This is a genomic window from Pseudomonas sp. GL_103 (genome assembly GCF_057835175.1).
Genome location: NZ_CM174420.1, coordinates 3,150,766 through 3,168,728, shown reverse-complemented (window position 1 = coordinate 3,168,728; position 17,963 = coordinate 3,150,766). Strand labels below are relative to the sequence as shown.

The window sequence follows — 17,963 nt, the reverse complement described above, 5'->3', positions numbered from 1 at the left end:
AGTTCCCTGCGCGATGGAAAAAGGATTGTCGGTGCAGGCCAGGCAAGGATAACGCGGGCGCAGCGCAATTAGGACCTTGCGCGCAAACATGTCAGAAAATTGGATCAATGTGCCAGTTTTGGGGCAAACTCCTTGTATTCTGACAGTTCGACAAGGCCTGCCCCATGCCCTCCGTGTCCTCGGTTGATGAGCAACGATTTCGTAAACTCCTGAGCCGCAACATCAGCCTGCCGTTGGGTCTGGGTCTCATCAGCGCCGTGTTCTTCGTGTCGCTGATCAGCTATTTACTGTCGACGATCCAGTGGGTGGAACACACCGACCGGGTGATCAATAACGCCAATGAAGCGGTCAAGCTGACCGTGGACCTGGAAACCGGAATGCGCGGTTTCCTGCTCAGTGGCGATGAACATTTCCTCGATCCCTACGAAACCGCCAAGCCGCGCATCGCCGTGGCGCTCAACACCTTGCTCGAACTGACCGACGACAACCCGGTACAGACCGATCGCTTGCTGCGGTTGCAGGCCTTGCAGCTGGAGTGGGCCAGCTACGCGCAATCGCTGATCGATTTGCAGCGCAGCAGTGGCGATTATCGCGCCGTGGTCAAGGCCGGACGCGGCAAACGCCTGACCGATGAAATTCGCAAGCAGTTCGAGGCGGTGATCGACACCGAGCAACAGTTGCGCGCATCGCGCAATGATGAAGTGCGGCGCACCACGATCATGAGCATCAGCCTCTACCTGTTGTTCATCGCCGGGGTCAGCGGGTTGCTGGCGTATGTCGGGCGCCGCGATTTGATGACCCTGTCGCGGAGCTACAGCGTCAACCTTGCCGCCCAACAGGCCAGCGCTCATCGTCTGGAGCAACAGGCCTGGCTGCGCAACGGCCAGACCGAACTGGCCGAGCAGGTGCTGGGGCAATTGAGCCTGAGCATGCTCGGTCGCAACATCCTGCAATTCTGCGCGCAGTACCTGGGCACCGCCGTGGCGGCTATTTATGTGCGCGAAGACCATGGCGGCCTCAAGCGCATCGCCACTTACGGCTTCTCTCGCGAACAGGAGGAGCGTGAACAGCAGATCTACAGCGACGAAGGCATTGTCGGCCAAGTGGCGCAACAGGCACGGCTGATTCGCCTGGACGAAGTGCCGGGGGATTATTTCAAGGTCAGCTCCGGCCTCGGCGACGGTTTGCCCCGCAGTGTGCTGGTGGTGCCAACCAGCGACGACGAGCGGGTCAATGGCGTGATCGAGTTGGGCTTTCTGCGTCCACTGACCGACCGTGACGTTGAATTGCTTGAGCTGATAGCCGGCAACATCGGCACCTCGATCGAGGCGGCACGCTATCGCCAGCGTTTGCAGGAGGTGTTGGCCGAAACCCAGCAACTCAACGAAGAACTGCAGGTTCAGCAGGAAGAGCTCAAGACCGCCAACGAAGAGCTCGAAGAGCAGTCGCGGATTCTCAAGGAGTCCCAGGCGCACCTGGAAACCCAGCAGGTGGAACTGGAGCAGACCAACGAACAACTCGCCGAGCAGGCAGAAGTACTGGCCGAGCAACGCGACGCCATGGACCTGAAGAATACCGAGCTCAATCAGGCACAGATCCAGCTCGAAGAACGCGCAGTAGAATTGCAGCGTTCGAGCAAGTACAAATCCGAATTCCTCGCCAACATGTCCCATGAACTGCGCACGCCGCTGAACAGCTCGTTGATTCTGGCCAAGCTGCTGGCGGAAAACCCGGAAGAAAACCTCACTGCCGAGCAGGTCAAGTTCGCCGAGTCGATCTACTCTGCCGGCAATGACTTGCTCCACCTGATCAACGACATTCTGGATATTTCCAAAGTCGAGGCCGGCAAGCTGGAGATCCGCCCGGAGAACACCAGCGTGGTGCGTCTGGTGGATGGCCTGCGCGGCCTGTTCCAGCCGTTGGCCACGGACAAGCAACTGGATTTCCAGGTGGATATGCAGGACGGTGCGCCGCTGATGCTGTTCACCGACCGCCAGCGCCTGGAGCAGGTCCTCAAGAATCTGTTGTCCAACGCGGTGAAATTCACTGAAAGCGGCAGCGTCAGCCTGTCCGTCGCCACGGTGCCGAATGACGGCATCGCGTTCAGCATCGGCGATTCCGGGATCGGCATCGAGGTGGATCAGCACGAAAGCATCTTCGAAGCCTTCCGTCAGGCCGATGGCACCACCAATCGGCGTTACGGCGGCACCGGGCTGGGGTTGTCGATCTCCCGTGACCTGGCGGCCTTGCTCGGCGGCTCCATCAGCGTGACCAGCACGCCGGGGCAGGGCAGTGTGTTTACCCTGGTCTTGCCACAGCAGTATGTGGAACCGGGCGAAGTGCCTGTCGAACCGATGCGAGTAGCTCCTGTGGCGGCTGCGCCGAATGTATTGCCGCCCACGTTGTCGCCACTGGTGGCCGAAGTCGACATTCCGCGTTTCGATGATGATCGCAACAAGGGGCCGTTCACCAGCCGCTGCATTCTGGTGGTGGAGGATGAGCCAAACTTTGCGCACATCCTCTACGACCTGGCCCATGAACTGGGTTATCAGTGCCTGGTGGCCCACGGCGCCGACGAAGGCTACGACCTGGCCAAGGCGTTCATTCCCGATGCGATCCTGCTGGACATGCGCCTGCCGGATCATTCCGGCCTGACCGTGCTGCAATGCCTGAAGGAACACGCCGAAACCCGGCACATCCCGGTGCACGTGATTTCGGTCGAAGACCGGGTCGAGGCGGCGATGCACATGGGCGCCATTGGCTATGCAGTCAAACCGACCACCCGCGAGGAACTCAAGGACGTGTTCGCACGCCTCGAGGCCAAGCTGACCCAGAAGGTCAAGCGCGTGCTGCTGGTCGAGGACGACGACTTGCAGCGCGACAGCATTGCCCGCCTGATCGGCGACGATGACATCGAGATCACCGCCGTTGGCCTGGCGCAGGAGGCGCTGGACCTGCTGCGCACGTCCGTCTTCGATTGCATGATCATCGACCTCAAACTGCCGGACATGCTCGGTAATGACCTGCTCAAGCGCATGTCCACCGAAGACATCTGCTCCTTTCCGCCGGTCATCGTCTATACCGGGCGCAACCTGACCCGGGATGAAGAGGCCGAACTGCGCAAGTATTCGCGTTCGATCATCATCAAGGGCGCACGCTCGCCGGAGCGGTTGCTGGATGAGGTGACGCTTTTTCTGCACAAAGTCGAATCACGGTTGTCCCATGAACGGCAGAAGATGCTCAAGGTCGCCCGCAGCCGCGACAAGGTCTTCGAAGGCCGCAAGGTGCTGCTGGTGGATGACGATGTGCGCAACATTTTCGCCCTCACCAGCGCCCTGGAGCAAAAGGGCGCAGTCGTGGTCATTGGCCGCAACGGCCGCGAAGCGATTGAACGATTGAATGAGGTGCAAGACATCGATCTGGTGTTGATGGACGTGATGATGCCGCAAATGGATGGCTTTGAAGCCACCGTTGAAATCCGCAAGGACCCACGCTGGCGCAAACTGCCGATCATCGCGGTGACGGCCAAGGCCATGAAGGACGATCAGGAGCGCTGCCTGCAGGCCGGCGCCAACGATTACCTGGCCAAGCCCATCGACCTCGATCGCCTGTTTTCGCTGATTCGTGTGTGGTTACCGAAGATGGAACGGATCTAGTGGAGCGCAATTTCTCAGTGGAGCGAAACAGCGAAATCGAACTGCGGTTGTTGATCGAGGCGATCTACCTCAAGTACAGCTACGATTTTCGCGATTACTCCGGCGCGTCGATCAAGCGCCGGGTCAACCATGCGTTGAGCCAGTTCGAGTGCAACACCATCTCGGCATTGCAGGATAAGGTCCTGCACGATCCCGTCGCGTTCATGCAACTGCTGCAATTGCTGACCATTCCGGTCAGTGAAATGTTTCGCGACCCCTCGCACTTCCTGGCCATTCGCAAGGAAGTGGTGCCGCTGCTGCGAACCTACCCCTCGATCAAGGTCTGGATCGCCGGATGCAGCACCGGTGAAGAGGTGTATTCGATGGCCATTCTGCTGCGCGAAGAGGGGCTGCTGGACCGTACGATCATCTACGCCACTGACATCAATCCGCGTTCGCTGGAAAAGGCCAAGCAAGGGATTTTCTCGATGGAGAACGTCCGCGCCTACACTGCTAATTACCAGCAGGCCGGTGGCCAGAGTTCGTTTGCCGACTACTATACGGCGGCCTATGGGTACGCGATTTTCGACAAGACACTGCGCGAGAACGTGATCTTCGCCGATCACAGCCTGGCGACGGACAGCGTATTCTCCGAAACTCAATTAATTTCATGTCGTAACGTACTGATTTACTTTAATAAAAAGCTTCAGGATCGGGCATTCGGACTGTTTCATGAGTCCCTCTGCCATCGCGGTTTTTTGGTGCTGGGCAGTAAGGAAACCCCGGATTTCTCAGCCTTCGGCGATCAGTTCGAGCCGCTGGTCAAACAAGAACGGATTTATCGAAAATCATGAACAGTGCAACAAAATTGCCGGCAATCGAAGCGATCGTGATCGGTGCCTCCGCCGGTGGCGTCGAGGCGCTGTTGAACATCCTCGGCCCGCTGCGCGAAGGCTTCGCACTGCCGATCATTGTCGTGCTGCACATGCCGGACGAGCGCCGCAGCCAGCTGGCGGACGTGTTTTCCCGCCGGGTTGCCCTGCCGGTACTGGAAGCGTGCGACAAGACCCCGGTCGAGGCCGGTACGCTGTATTTCGCCGCGCCCGGTTATCACCTGTCGGTGGAGCGGGATCGCAGCTTTTCCCTGAGCCTGGAGCCCCGAGTGCATCACTCGCGACCCGCCATCGATTACCTGTTCGAATCGGCCGCCGATGCGTACGGCGCCAATCTGGCCGCGGTATTGCTCACCGGCGCCAACCGCGATGGCGCGCGCGGGCTGGCCCAGGTCAAGCAGCGCGGTGGCCTGACCATCGTGCAGGACCCGCAGGAGGCTCAGGTCGCCACCATGCCCCAGGCCGCGCTGGATATGCAGCAGCCGGACCACATACTTCCTGTACGCGGCATCGGCCGTTTGCTTGTCGAACTGGAACGAATCGCATGCTGAGTAATATCAAGGCCAAACTGCTGATCGTGGACGATCTGCCGGAGAATCTGCTGGCGCTCGAAGCGCTGATCAAGCGTGAGGACCGCATCGTGTACAAGGCGCTGTCCGCTGACGAAGCCTTGTCCCTGCTGTTGCAACACGAATTCGCCTTGGCCATCCTCGATGTGCAGATGCCCGGCATGAATGGCTTCGAGCTGGCCGAGTTGATGCGCGGCACGGAAAAGACCAGGAATATCCCGATCGTTTTCGTCAGCGCCGCCGGGCGTGAACTGGACTATGCCTTCAAGGGCTATGAAAGCGGAGCCGTGGACTTTCTGCACAAGCCGCTGGACATCCAGGCGGTCAAGAGCAAGGTCAGTGTGTTCGTCGACCTGTATCGCCAGAGCATGGCGATGAAGGAACAAGTGCTGGCCCTTGAGCAAAGTCGCCGCGAACAGGAGACCCTGCTCAAGCAACTGCAAAATACCCAGCTGGAACTGGAACAGGCGGTGCGCGTGCGCGATGACTTCATGTCCATCGTCGCCCATGAGGTGCGCACGCCGCTCAACGGCCTGATCCTTGAGACCCAACTGCGCAAGATGCACCTGGCCCGGGACAACGCCGCCGCCTTCACCCTGGACAAGATGCACGCCATGGTCGACCGCGACGAGCGGCAGATCAAAAGCCTCATTCGCTTGATCGAAGACATGCTCGATGTCTCGCGCATTCGCACCGGCAAGTTGTCGATCCGGCCGAAGCGCGTTGACCTTTCGACGCTGGTTCGCGACGTGTTGCACAATTTTTCCCAGCAGATCGACGCCGCCGAGGCGTCCGTCTCGCTCGATGCCACGCAACCGGTGATCGGAAACTGGGACGAGTTTCGTATTGAACAGGTCATATCCAACCTGTTGACCAACGCCTTGCGCTACGGAGCCAAGAGCCCGATCTCGGTGAAGGTCTACATTGAGGGTGGCCAGGCGCTGGTGGACGTGCAGGATCAAGGGATCGGCATCAGCGAGGCAAACCAGAAGCGGATTTTCCAGCAGTTCGAGCGGGTATCGGCCAAACACGCCGTCGCCGGACTGGGCCTGGGATTGTTCATTTCAGAGCAGATTGTGGCCGCCCATGGCGGTACTATTACCGTCCAGAGCAGGATTGGCGAAGGCGCCTTGTTTCGCGTTTGTCTGCCGCTGTAGGAAAACAGCCAGATCAACGCAACCTCTGATCGACCCCACGGTCGTATCAGCAGCAATTGACCGAACAAAGGCTTCCCATGAGCGAAGATGCACAAGATGTAGTACTCGTCGTCGAGGACGATCCCTCGATTCTGATGGTGCTGTCCGCTTATCTGTCGGGCGAGGGTTATCGCGTGTTGCAGGCCGAAAACGGCGAACAGGCTTTCGAAATCCTGGCGAGCAAACCGCACCTGGACATGATGATCACCGACTTCCGCCTGCCCGGAGGAATCTCCGGCGTACAGATCGCCGAGCCCGCCGTGAAGCTGCGACCGGAACTCAAGGTGATTTTCATCAGCGGCTACGCCCAGGAAATCCGTGAGACCGACAGCCCGATCACGCGCAAGGCGCCGATCCTGGACAAACCCTTCGATCTGGATAAATTGCAGGAATTGATGCAGGACATGCTTTCGTAAGCGTTCAGACCCTGATCATCTCCCTGACCTTCGCCGTCAACAGATCGAAGGTAAACGGCTTGGTGATCATCTGCATGCCCGGATCGAGGAACCCGCCGCGCACCGCGGCGTGCTCGGCGTAGCCGGTGATGAACAGCACCCTGAGGTCGGGTCGCAGTTGCCGGCCGATTTCCGCCAGTTGCCGGCCATTCATGCCGGGCAGGCCGACATCACTGATCAGCAGGTCGATACGCTGTGCTGAATCGAGAATCGGCACCGCGCTATCGCCATCACAGGCCTCGACGTAGGCATAACCCAGATCGCTCAACACCGTGCTGACCAGCACACGCACCGCCGGATCATCCTCGACTATCAACACCGTCTCGCCATTATTGGCGAAAGGTGAATGTTCGACGTCCAATGGATGGTCCTGGGGCAGGTCTCCACCAAAGCGTGGCAGAAACAGACTCACCGTGGTGCCTTCGTCCACGACGCTGTGGATGGCGACGTGACCTCCCGACTGCTTGCTGAAACCATAGATCATTGATAACCCCAGCCCGGTGCCCTGGCCGATGGGCTTGGTGGTGAAGAAGGGGTCGAAGGCGCGGTTGATGGTGCTTTGCGGCATGCCACAGCCGGTGTCGGTCACGCTGAGCACCACGTAGTCACCCGCATCGAGATTGCTCTGGCCTTGAGTGAAGTCCTCGTCAAGGTGCTGGTTAGAGGTCGAGACCAGCAGCCTGCCGCCATCGGGCATGGCATCGCGGGCATTGATCACCAGGTTCAGCAGGGCGCTTTCCAGTTGATTGGGGTCGGCTGCGGCCACCCACAACTGCTCGTCCAGTTGCATGTCCAGACGAATGCTTTCGTTGATGCTGCGTTGCAGCAGTTCATCCATGGACATCACCAGGGCGTTCATCTCCACGGGCTTGGAGTCCAGCGACTGGCGCCGGGAAAACGCCAGCAGGCGGTGAGTCAGGCCCGCCGCGCGGTTGGCCGAAGTCACCCCCAGGTCGATCAGACCGTCCAGGTCGTCGGTTCGCCCCCGGGCCACGCGTCTACGCAACAATTCCAGGCTGCCGATGATGCCGGTGAGCATGTTGTTGAAATCATGGGCGATGCCGCCGGTGAGCTGGCCGACGGCTTCCATTTTCTGCAACTGGCGCAACGCGTCTTCGTTGTGGCGCAATTGCTCGGTACGCTCTTCCACCTGCTGCTCAAGGGTCTCGAGAGTGTTTTGCAGGCGCAACTCGCTCTGGCTCAGGTCGATCAGCCGATCCCTGGCTTCGTACTGTCGTCGCCGCCCGCGCAGGGCCGTTGTCACCAGGCTGATCAGTGTGACCGGGTGAAAAGGCCGTTCGAGGAAGGTGACGTTGCCCAATTGCGGGCCGAAGCGTGATGCCGGGTCCTGTTGCGGGCCGCCATGGCGCGTCATCAACACGATCGGCAAATCCGACCACGCGGGCTGGTGTTCGATCAGGCGGATCAGCGGTTCGAGATCAGCACCCAGCAGCGCCTCGGAAGAGATCAGCAGCAGGCCGGCACCCTGTTCCAGCTCGGCGCACAATCCCGGCAGGTCGCGACTGATCACCCCGTGGAGCCCTGCCTGTTTGAGCATCATCAAGGCAATCTGGCCGTCGCGCCCCCGCGGTGCAAGGATGATGGCGCGTTCGGGTGTCGCTTGCACGGCCTTCACGGGATATTGTCCAGCTGCCATCCAAGGGACAATCCGCCGTCGAGGATAGCGTCCAGACCTTCGATACCGGTGGCGGCCTTGGCCCGGTTCAAATCGTTGGATAGAGACAAACTAGCGTCCTCACATGGCCAGGGTCAACGAGGCAGCCGCTGCGAAGTGCCGCAACGGGCTACCTTTTCACTTGACCCTGGGCCGGGACGACGGTTCAACGAAATTTCAGTCGGGCTTAAAGCCCTTGTTGCAACGCCGGATCATCGGGGTTCATCTGTTCGAGTTGGGCCAACAGGATCTGCACGTTTTGCAGCTGCCCGCTTTCCTTCCAGTAATTGATCAGCAGCACCCGAGCCTTGCGATCGTTCGGATGGCGCTGAACGATTTCCTGCAACTGTTTCTGCGCCGCTTCGAGCTCCTGTTCACCGTGCAGCGTGGTGGCCAGGTCGTAGCGGTAATCCCGGTTATTGGGCTCAAGTTCAACGGCCTTGGACAGGCCGAGCAGGGCGAATTCGCTTTGCTCGTGATGCAGCAGCCAGAGCCCCAGGGCGTGTTGCAGGTAGGCCGAGTTGGGCTGCGCCTGCAGTTGCCTGGCCAACAGTTGCCGGGCAGCGTCGTTCTGGCCCTGTTTATCCAGCACCTCGATTTGCAGCACCAGCGCCAGCAAGTTGTCCGGCGCCAGGCGCAGGGTGTTGTCCAGCGCCTGTTGCGCCTCCTTGAGCTCGGCGTTGTGCAAGTGCAGCCGGGCCAGTTGGTATTGGTTTGCGGCGCTTTGCGGCTCGCTCTTGAGCACTTGCTCCCAGGCATCGATGGCTTGCTCCAGTGGCCCGAAATACAAACCCAGCTCATCCGGGGACAACCCCAGCAGCGCGTTGATCGCCGCCAGCCGCACGCTTTGTTCGCTGTCATCGAGCAAGGGCCCCAGCAGCAGACTGCGCTGGCCGTTCGGTACCAGGCCACTGATGCTCCTGATCGCCGCGATACGCACTTCGGGCGACTCGTTCTGCAAGTCGGCATCCGCCAACTTCAGGGCCACCGAGCTTGGATAGTTGGGCAGCTCGGCATGCAACCAGATACGCCGCTTGGGGGACAGGTCCGGACGGGCCAATTGCTGATAGAGCACCCGCGCGGCACCCGGTTGACCGGCCCGGGCAGCCGCCAGCGCTTCGCTGTAGCCATGCTGGATGGCTTCGGGAACAACCGGGGTGGTATCGCGCAGGGAAAACCACACAAGGCCGATGACGAGCAGGGCGAAGACGCTGATAAACAGAAGACGGCGGGACTTGGGCATGCAGGAATCCGGAAGCTGGCAAGCTTTTGCAAAGGCGCCAGCTTCGGTCAGGCCAGGCTTTGAGTCAAACCTTGACGACGTTCAATGGCGATTCAAACCGTTGTACAGCCCTTGCGCCGACAATCAACGGGCCTGCAGGCTGCGTCGACAGCAAAACCTCTCGAGGCACCGCAGCAGTGACTACGCTTGCTGGAGGTGAAGCGACGAGTGTTCCCATGCAAGGGTTGTTGCAGTACTTCAAGGCCATTCTCAACCCCGGGCCCGGGGTGTTGCTGTTTGCCCTGCGAACCATCGCGGCCGGGTTGTTGACCCTGTACCTGGCGTTTTTGTTCGACCTGGACCAGCCCAAGTGGTCGATCATGGCCGTGGTCATCATCAGCCAGCCACTAGGCGGCATGGTGCTGGCCCGCAGCTTTGGCCAGGTGATCGGCACCACGACGGGCGCGGCCGTGGCGGTGCTGATCATGGCGATCTTTCCCCAGGCGCCGTTGCCGTTCATCACCACCCTGGCGTTGTGGCTGGCGTTGTGCACCGCCGGTGGCACCTTGTTGCGCTATACCAGTTCCGGGGCGTTTGTCCTCAGCGGCTACACCGCCGTGGTGGTGGCCTTGCTGGCGGTGCCGGACCAGGACGGCATGTTTTTGCTGGCGGTCACCCGTGTCACCGAGACCCTGCTGGCGGTTGCCTGTGTGTGCGTGGTCAGCCTGCTCACCGCCAGGCCGGAGGCAGTGGCCCGGGATTACTTCGCCAGGATCGATCAAATCACCCGGTTGCTGGCCACCCATGCCAGCGCCGTCATCCGCACCGAAGAGAGCGAAGCCGATTTCCAGCAGCGGCAAATGCAGCTGCTGGGCCAAATCAGCGGCCTGGAGGGCGTGCGCCGACACATGTACTACGATGCCCCGCGCTTGCGCAGTGCCAACGGTCTGGTGCAACTGCTGGGCAACCAACTGGTGCTATTGACCGCGCGGCTGACCGCCTTGCGCCACCAGCGACTGTTGTTGACCGAGCGCTGGGAGGGCGAGTTGCCTGAAGAGATTCAACGGCTGCGTGCCGAAGAACTGGCCTTTCTCGATGAACTGGCGCGGGAGGGGCGTTCGCTGTCCAGTGACAAGCGCCACCATTTCACGTCGCTGCAACAACGCTTTGATGAGCTGGCCTACAGGGCCGAACAATTGACCGAGCCGCTGCCGGCCACCTTGCGCTCGCTGGCCTGGTCGCTGCGCTGGGAGCAGGCACGCCTGCTGCAGCAACTGGAGCAGATTCTGGAGTTGAGTGATGCCATCCAGAGCGGGCGACCTGCCAGCAGCGTGTATCGCGGGCGGGAAAACCCGCTGCACCTGGACTTCACCCTGGCGACCATGAATGCCGTCCGGGCTTTTTCCGCGCTGTTGATCGCTGGCCTGATCTGGATCGAAACCGGCTGGGACGGCGCCCGAGGCGGGATGGTGCTGGTGGGCATCCTTTGCTCGCTGATGTCGACGTTTCCCCGACCGCTGCTGGCGGTGCAAAGCTATGCCAGGGGATTCGGACTGGCACTGGTGGCCTCGGCGCTCCTTCAGTTCATGTTTGTGCCGATGATCAGCAATTTCGAGATGCTTGCCTTGCTGCTGGCGCCCTTGCTCTACGCCGTAGCGGTGGGGTTGGCCAGTCCACCCACCACAGGTACCGGGATTGGCCTGGGGCTTACGACCTTTCTGTTGCTCGGCCCGTTGAACGTGGGGATTGGGCAAAACACCGCCACCCAGTGGTTCGAGTTTGCCGGGGCTTATACCTGTGCGACCGTGCTGGCCTTGAGTGTCTATGCGCTGATCTTTCCGTTCATGCCGGATTTGCGCATGCGCCGGCTCCACAAAGAGAACGGCGAGCAGGTGTACGCCTTGCTGAAAACCTCGGCGAGCGATGAACAGCAGTTTGCCTTCGAGAGCCGCATGGTTGATCGCCTGACCATGATGCTGGGGCTGCTGCCGGCGACCCGGGAGGCACAGTCGCGCGAGCTGTTTCAAGTCAGCCTGGCCTGCATGGCACTGGGCATTGCCTTGAATCAGCTCAGGCAGCAGGGGCAGAACAACGCACTGCTGAGTCCGGATCTGCAAAGTCGGCTGTTTTCGACAGTCCGGGAAACGGGAAGGCTGGTCGCCGGCCGGCCCGGGGTCGAAGTGGCGCAGGTGCTTGATAGCCTGCACACACTGGGCGACGACCTGGATGCCCTGCATACCGATGTCCATGAGCACTTGTGGTCGGTGTTCCGCATGCGTGTGGCGCTGTTGATCGTGGTGTCGTTCGTTGAGCGTTATCGCAGCTACTTTCAACCCTCAGGCCTTGAAGGAGACCCTGTCCTTGCCCATTGATCTGGAAGTGGGCGGTGCCTATCTGCCCCCGATTGCCCAGGCACTGCTGCTGGGCTTGCCGATTTTCCTGCTGCTGGACTGGACGTTGCGGCGCCTCGGCGTGCTGCAGTTTGTCTGGCACGAGGCGTTGTTCGAAGGCGCGCTGTACGCCTGCGTCTGCGCCACGCTGATTCTGGTCATGGGAGCCTGAAGCCTTGAAGAACATCCTTTCCCGACTCTCGACGGTAGCGGTGGTACTGCTGGCCTTTATCCTGGGCTGGTTCGCCTGGGAGCATTACACCCGCGCGCCCTGGACCCGGGATGCCCGGGTGCGTGCCGATGTGGTGACCTTGTCCGCCGACGTTTCGGGGCGAATTGTCAGCCTGGCCGTGCAGGATAACCAGCATGTGAACAAAGGCCAGGCGCTGCTGGAGATCGATCCGGCGCGTTACACCCTGGCAGTGGAGCATGCCAAGCGCGCGGTGGAGGTGGCGAAAGCCTCGCTCGGGCAGGCCCAGGCGGCCATTATCGCCAGCGAAGCATTGCTCAAACAACGCCAGAGCGAGGAGCAACGCCGGCGCACGCTCAAGGATCGTTCGGCGATTTCCGGCGAAGAGTGGGAAAAAGCCAACACCGATGTGTCGGTGGCCCAGGCCGACTTGCTGCGTAACCAGGCCAATCTGGTGTTGGCCCAGGCCAACGTGCAACTGGCCATTGCGGCCTTGACCCAGTCCGAACTCGACTTGCAGCGTACCCATGTCGTCTCTCCGGTGACCGGCTATGTCACCAATCTGCTGACCCGGGAGGGCGACTACGCCGCTGCCGGCGGTCCATTGCTGGCGCTGGTGGACAGCGACTCGTTCTATGTCAGCGGTTACTTCGAAGAAACCAAATTGCCGCGGATCGGGGAGGGCGACCGGGTCAAGATCGAGTTGATGAGTGGCGAAACCTTCGGCGGCAAAGTGCAGAGCATTGCCTTCGCGATTGCCGACCGGGAAAACCTGCCGGGCGGGCGTCTGCTGGCCAGCATCAACCCCAGTTACACCTGGATCAAACTGGCGCAACGGGTGCCGGTGCGGATCGAGATTGATGCCGACTATGCCGGTAAAAACAACCTGAGGGCCGGGACCACGGCCACTGTGACCGTCGAAGAACACCGCTAACCCTGTAGGAGCTGCCGAAGGCTGCGATCTTTTGATCTTGATCTTCGCGGGTCAAGTACACAAAAAGGTCAAAAGATCGCAGCCTTCGGCAGCTCCTACAGGGATATGTATTGTGTGCAAAAAAAGCCCCGCGACCGAATGAGACGCAGGGCAAGGAAATTGGTTGGTTGCGGCCAACCAAAGGAGCGCTGTAAAAACCGTATTACCTGCTCGCGACCGTCTCCGGCTGCCAGCCGCCACCGAGGGCCTTGTAGATCGCGACGATGCCGCGATACAGATCGACCTCGGCCTGGGCCTGGGTGTCTTCGGCCGCCAGGCGTTCACGCTGGGCGTCGAGCAGCACCAGGAAATCGGCCGTGCCTTCGCGGTAGCGGATCTCCGCCAGGTCGGCGGCCGAGCGGCTGGACTCGCTCTGGCGAATCAGCGAGATCAGGCGCTGTTGGCGTTTGCCGTAGTCGCTGAACGCGTTTTCCGATTCTTCCAGGGCCAGCAACACTTGTTGCTCGTAGGTCGCCAGGGCGCCTTCGGCATCGGCGTCGGCGCCGCGCAAACGGGCCTTGACACTGCCCAAGTCAAACGCCGCCCAAGTGATGCTCGGGCCCAGCGCCCAGGCGTTGGCCGCCGAGGAGCCGATCTGCGAACCGCGCCCGGCGGTAAAGCCAAGGAAGCCGCTGAGGCTGACCCGCGGGAACAGATCCGCCTTGGCCACGCCGATACGTGCCGTGGCCGAGGCCAGTTGGCGTTCGGCACTGCGAATGTCTGGACGGCGTTGCAACAGTTCACCCGGATCGCCGATCGGCAAAGCCTTGGCGATCGCCGGCAGGTCTTTCGGGCTCAGGTCCACGGTCAGCTTGTCCGGACGTTCACCCAGCAGGGTGGCGATGCGGTTTTTCTGCCGGATCTGTTCGGCCTGCAGTTGCGGCACGCTGGCCTCGACCGACGCCAGTCGCGCATCGGCGCGCTCCACATCGAGCTGATCGCCGACGCCGGCATCACGCAGGCTGATGGTGATCTTGCGCGACTCCAGCTGGTTTTCCAGGTTGGCCAGGGCAATTTTCTCCCGCAGCTGCGCGCCGCGCAGTTGACCGTAGGAATCCACCAGTTCGGCAATCATGGTGACTTGCAGTTGGTACAGGTCGGCCTCGAACGCCTGTTGCTCGGCGTTGGCCGACTCCAGGTTGCGCTGGATACGACCGAACAAGTCGATTTCCCAGGCCATGTCCAGGCCCAGGTCATAGCGCTCGCTGTTGACCCGGTCGGTGGTCTGGCCCGGAATCTGGCCTTTGCCCAGGTCACTGCTGACGCGGCTGGTGATGGTCGGCATGGCGTCGTTGCTGACGTCGTCGCGGATCGCCCGTGCGGCTTTCCAGCGGGCGAAGGCGACGCGCAAGTCACGGTTGCCTTGCAGGGATTTCGTCACCAACTGGTTGAGGGTCGGGTCTTCGAACTGCTGCCACCAGATGCCTTCGAAACGCGAACGGTCAAAATTCTTCTGGCCGGCGGCGCCATCGGTGGCGGCCGTGATATTGGCCGCCTCGGTGGTTGGCGTCTTGTAGTCCGGGCCCACGGTACAGGCACTCAGGGCCAGTACCAGCAGGCTCGGCAGGAAGGCTTTCAAACTCATCAGTGCGACTCCAGCTTCAGGGCGGCCTTGGCGGCTTTGCGTGCCTGGCCGCGCTCGACAAAGTTACGGATCAGTACGTAGAACACTGGCGTCAGCAACAGACCGAAGAAGGTCACCCCGAGCATCCCGGAGAACACCGCTACACCCATGGCGTGGCGCATTTCGGCACCGGCACCGCTGGAGAACACCAGAGGCACAACACCCATGATGAACGCGAAGGAGGTCATCAGGATCGGCCGCAGACGCAGACGGCACGCTTCGAGTACCGCCGCCAGCGGGCTCAAGCCTTCCTCCTGTTTGTCCTTGGCAAATTCGACGATCAGAATCGCGTTCTTACAGGCAAGCCCCACCAATACGATCAAACCGATCTGGGTAAAGATGTTGTTGTCACCGCCAGAGGCGATCACACCGGTGATGGCCGACAGCAGGGTCATCGGTACGATCAGGATCACCGCCAGTGGCAGGCTCCAGCTTTCGTACTGGGCCGCCAGTACCAGGAACGCCAGCAGCACACAGAGCGGGAACACGAACAGCGCGGTGTTGCCGGACAGGATCTGTTGGTAGGTCAGGTCGGTCCATTCGTAGGTCATGCCGTTGGGCAGTTCTTCCTTGAGCAGTTTCTCGATGGCTTTTTCCGCCTGACCGGAGCTGTAGCCAGGGGCTGCCGCACCGTTGATTTCAGCAGTGATGAAACCGTTGTAGTGCATCACGCGATCCGGCCCCGAGGTGTCGCTGACCTTGATGAAGGTCGCCAGCGGGATCATCTCGCCCTTGTTGTTCCGTACTTTCAGCTGGCCGATCTGGTCGGATTCGAGGCGGAACTGTTGCTCGGCCTGTACGTTGACCTGATAGGTGCGACCGAAGCGGTTGAAGTCGTTGGCATACAGCGAACCCAGGTAGATCTGCAGGGTGTCGAAGATGTCGCTGACGGCCACGCCGTGGGTCTTGGCTTTCTCGCGGTCGATAGCGGCATCGACCTGGGGCACGTTCACCGTGTAGCTGGTGAACAGGCCGGCCAGTTCCGGCACGTTGTGGCTCTTGTTGATGATGTTCATGGTTTCCTTGTACAGCTCTTCGTAGCCCAGGTTGCCCCGGTCTTCGATCTGCAGGCGGAAACCACCGATGGTGCCCAGGCCTTGTACCGGCGGCGGCGGGAAGATCGCCATGTAGGCTTCCTGGATGTTCGCGTACTGGCCGTTCAAGGCACCGGCAATCGCACCGGCGGACATGCTCGGGTCTTTACGTTCGTCGAACGGTTTCAGGGTCACGAACACGATGCCGGCGTTCGGGCTGTTGGTGAAGCCGTTGATTGACAGGCCAGGGAAGGCCACCGCACTTTCCACGCCCGGCTGTTTCAGGGCCAGCTCGGACATGCGCTTGATCACGTCTTCGGTACGGTCCAGGCTCGAGGCATCCGGCAATTGTGCGAAGGCCACCAGGTATTGCTTGTCCTGGCCGGGAACGAAACCGGTCGGGGTGCTGGAGAAACCGAAGAAGGTCAGGACCATCAGGCCGGCGTACAGCAGCAGGGCGATACCGCTGGAGCGGATCACGCGGGCAACGGTGCCGACATAACCATGGCTGGCCTTTTCAAAGAAGCGGTTGAACGGACGGAACAACCAGCCACCGAAAATCTTGTCCAGCACCTTGGAGAAGCGGTCTTTCGGTGTGTCATGACCTTTGAGCAATACGGCGGCCAGTGCCGGCGACAGGGTCAGGGAGTTGAAGGCCGAGATCACCGTGGAAATCGCGATGGTCAGGGCGAACTGTTTGTAGAACTGCCCCGTCAGGCCGGAGATGAACGCCGCTGGAACGAATACCGCACAAAGCACCAGCGCCGTGGCGATGATCGGGCCGGTTACCTCGCCCATGGCTTTTTTGGTCGCTTCGACCGGGGTCAATCCGAGTTCGATGTTCCGCTCGACGTTCTCCACCACCACGATCGCATCGTCCACCACGATACCGATCGCCAGCACCAGGCCGAACAGCGACAAGGCGTTGAGCGAGAAGCCGAACAGATGCATCACGGCAAAGGTACCGATCAGCGATACCGGCACAGCGACCAATGGAATGATCGAGGCGCGCCAGGTTTGCAGGAACAGGATCACCACCAGCACCACGAGGATCAGTGCTTCGAAGAGGGTGTGAACCACCGCCTCGATGGAGCCGCGTACGAAGATCGTCGGGTCATAGACAATGCTGAAGTCCATGCCTTCGGGGAAGCTCTTCTTCAGCTCGGCCATTTTGGCCCGAACTTCGTTGGAGATTTCGATGGCGTTGGAACCCGGGCGCTGGAAGATCGGGATCGCCACTGCCGGCTGGTTGTTCAGCAGTGAGCGCAGGGCGTACTGACTGGAGCCCAGTTCGACGCGGGCGATGTCTTTGAGGCGGGTGATTTCACCGTTGTCGCCAGAGCGAATGATGATGTTCTCGAATTCTTCCTCGGAAACCAGACGGCCCTGGGTGTTGACCGACAACTGGAAGGCCGTGGCATTCGGTGCAGGAGGCGCACCCAGGGCACCGGCCGCGACCTGGCGGTTTTGCTCACGAATCGCGGTGACCACATCGGTGGCGGTCAGGTTGCGCGAAGCGGTCTTGTTCGGGTCGAGCCATACACGCAGGGAGTAATCGCCCATGCCGAACAACTGCACATCGCCGACACCGCCCAGGCGCGCCAGCTCATCCTTGATGTTGAGCAGGGCGTAGTTGGACAGGTACAGCATGTCGTAGCGTTTGTCCGGCGAGGTCAAGTGCACCACCATCGTCAGGTCGGGCGACGCCTTGTCCACGGTGATGCCAATGCGCGTCACTTCCTCGGGAAGTTTCGGCTCGGTGCGGGTCACGCGGTTCTGCACCTGCACCTGCGCGTTGTCCAGGTCAGTCCCCAGGGCAAAGGTGATGGTCAGGGTAATCTTGCCGTCAGCGGTGGACTGCGAGGACATGTACAGCATGTTCTCGACGCCGGTGATGGCTTGTTCCAGCGGCGCGGCCACGGTTTCACCGATGACCTTGGGGTTGGCACCCGGGAAGTTGGCGCGGACCACCACGGTCGGCGGCACCACTTCCGGGTATTCGCTGATCGGCAACTGGAACAGCGAGATCGCACCGGCGATCAGGATCAGCAGCGAAAGTACCGCTGCGAAGATCGGCCGCGAAATGAAGAATTGGGAAAAATTCATC

At 60.8% G+C, this 17,963-nt stretch carries 12 protein-coding genes; 8 read left to right on the top strand and 4 right to left on the bottom strand.

Annotated features, from left to right (window positions below; genetic code table 11):
* Nucleotides 1-164 precede the first annotated feature (164 nt).
* The 5 genes from AC3IP0_RS14310 (at nucleotide 165) to AC3IP0_RS14290 (ending at nucleotide 6,709) form a co-directional block, all read left to right on the top strand.
* A complete protein-coding gene (locus AC3IP0_RS14310; protein ID WP_489315834.1) occupies nucleotides 165-3,656 on the top strand; it encodes a response regulator in 3,492 nt (1,163 codons plus the stop codon).
* Nucleotides 3,656-4,489, top strand: a complete 834-nt coding sequence (locus AC3IP0_RS14305) for a CheR family methyltransferase (RefSeq protein WP_489315833.1) — start codon at nucleotides 3,656-3,658, stop codon at nucleotides 4,487-4,489. Before AC3IP0_RS14310 ends, AC3IP0_RS14305 begins: the two co-directional genes overlap by 1 nt.
* Nucleotides 4,486-5,079: a chemotaxis protein CheB gene (locus AC3IP0_RS14300; protein WP_489315832.1), complete on the top strand. Its 594-nt coding sequence runs from the start codon at nucleotides 4,486-4,488 to the stop codon at nucleotides 5,077-5,079. Before AC3IP0_RS14305 ends, AC3IP0_RS14300 begins: the two co-directional genes overlap by 4 nt.
* Nucleotides 5,073-6,254, top strand: coding sequence for a hybrid sensor histidine kinase/response regulator (locus AC3IP0_RS14295; RefSeq protein WP_489315831.1), 1,182 nt, complete (start codon nucleotides 5,073-5,075; stop codon nucleotides 6,252-6,254). The genes AC3IP0_RS14300 and AC3IP0_RS14295 overlap by 7 nt, the downstream gene beginning before the upstream one ends.
* 77 nt (nucleotides 6,255-6,331) lie before the next feature.
* The gene (locus AC3IP0_RS14290; RefSeq protein WP_007970583.1) at nucleotides 6,332-6,709 is read left to right on the top strand and encodes a response regulator; all 378 of its coding nucleotides are present in this window, start codon (nucleotides 6,332-6,334) and stop codon (nucleotides 6,707-6,709) included.
* 4 nt (nucleotides 6,710-6,713) lie between these two features.
* Here the strand turns inward: AC3IP0_RS14290 and AC3IP0_RS14285 are convergent, their stop codons facing one another.
* Entirely contained in the window at nucleotides 6,714-8,405 is a 1,692-nt protein-coding gene (locus tag AC3IP0_RS14285) for a response regulator (RefSeq protein ID WP_489315830.1), read from the bottom strand.
* 205 nt (nucleotides 8,406-8,610) lie between these two features.
* Complete coding sequence (locus AC3IP0_RS14280; protein WP_489315829.1) at nucleotides 8,611-9,666, bottom strand: tetratricopeptide repeat protein; 1,056 nt, start codon at nucleotides 9,664-9,666, stop codon at nucleotides 8,611-8,613.
* A gap of 215 nt (nucleotides 9,667-9,881) precedes the next feature.
* Here AC3IP0_RS14280 and AC3IP0_RS14275 point away from each other — a divergent pair, with 215 nt between their 5' ends.
* The 3 genes from AC3IP0_RS14275 to AC3IP0_RS14265 are packed head-to-tail and all read left to right on the top strand — an operon-like array spanning nucleotide 9,882 to nucleotide 13,159.
* Nucleotides 9,882-12,017 (top strand): FUSC family protein, encoded by a 2,136-nt coding sequence (locus AC3IP0_RS14275; RefSeq protein WP_489315828.1) that lies wholly within the window; start codon nucleotides 9,882-9,884, stop codon nucleotides 12,015-12,017.
* Complete coding sequence (locus AC3IP0_RS14270; protein WP_032829912.1) at nucleotides 12,007-12,207, top strand: DUF1656 domain-containing protein; 201 nt, start codon at nucleotides 12,007-12,009, stop codon at nucleotides 12,205-12,207. Before AC3IP0_RS14275 ends, AC3IP0_RS14270 begins: the two co-directional genes overlap by 11 nt.
* 4 nt (nucleotides 12,208-12,211) lie before the next feature.
* The gene (locus AC3IP0_RS14265) at nucleotides 12,212-13,159 is read left to right on the top strand and encodes an HlyD family secretion protein (RefSeq protein WP_489315827.1); all 948 of its coding nucleotides are present in this window, start codon (nucleotides 12,212-12,214) and stop codon (nucleotides 13,157-13,159) included.
* 202 nt (nucleotides 13,160-13,361) lie between these two features.
* On the opposite strand, the gene AC3IP0_RS14260 is transcribed toward AC3IP0_RS14265, so the two are convergent.
* Both AC3IP0_RS14260 and AC3IP0_RS14255 read right to left on the bottom strand, forming a co-directional pair.
* Nucleotides 13,362-14,783 carry an efflux transporter outer membrane subunit gene (locus tag AC3IP0_RS14260; protein WP_489325045.1) on the bottom strand — a complete coding sequence of 474 codons (1,422 nt, stop codon included), beginning with the start codon at nucleotides 14,781-14,783 and terminating at the stop codon, nucleotides 13,362-13,364.
* Nucleotides 14,783-17,962 (bottom strand): efflux RND transporter permease subunit, encoded by a 3,180-nt coding sequence (locus tag AC3IP0_RS14255; protein WP_489325043.1) that lies wholly within the window; start codon nucleotides 17,960-17,962, stop codon nucleotides 14,783-14,785. The genes AC3IP0_RS14260 and AC3IP0_RS14255 overlap by 1 nt, the downstream gene beginning before the upstream one ends.
* Nucleotide 17,963 lies beyond the last annotated feature (1 nt).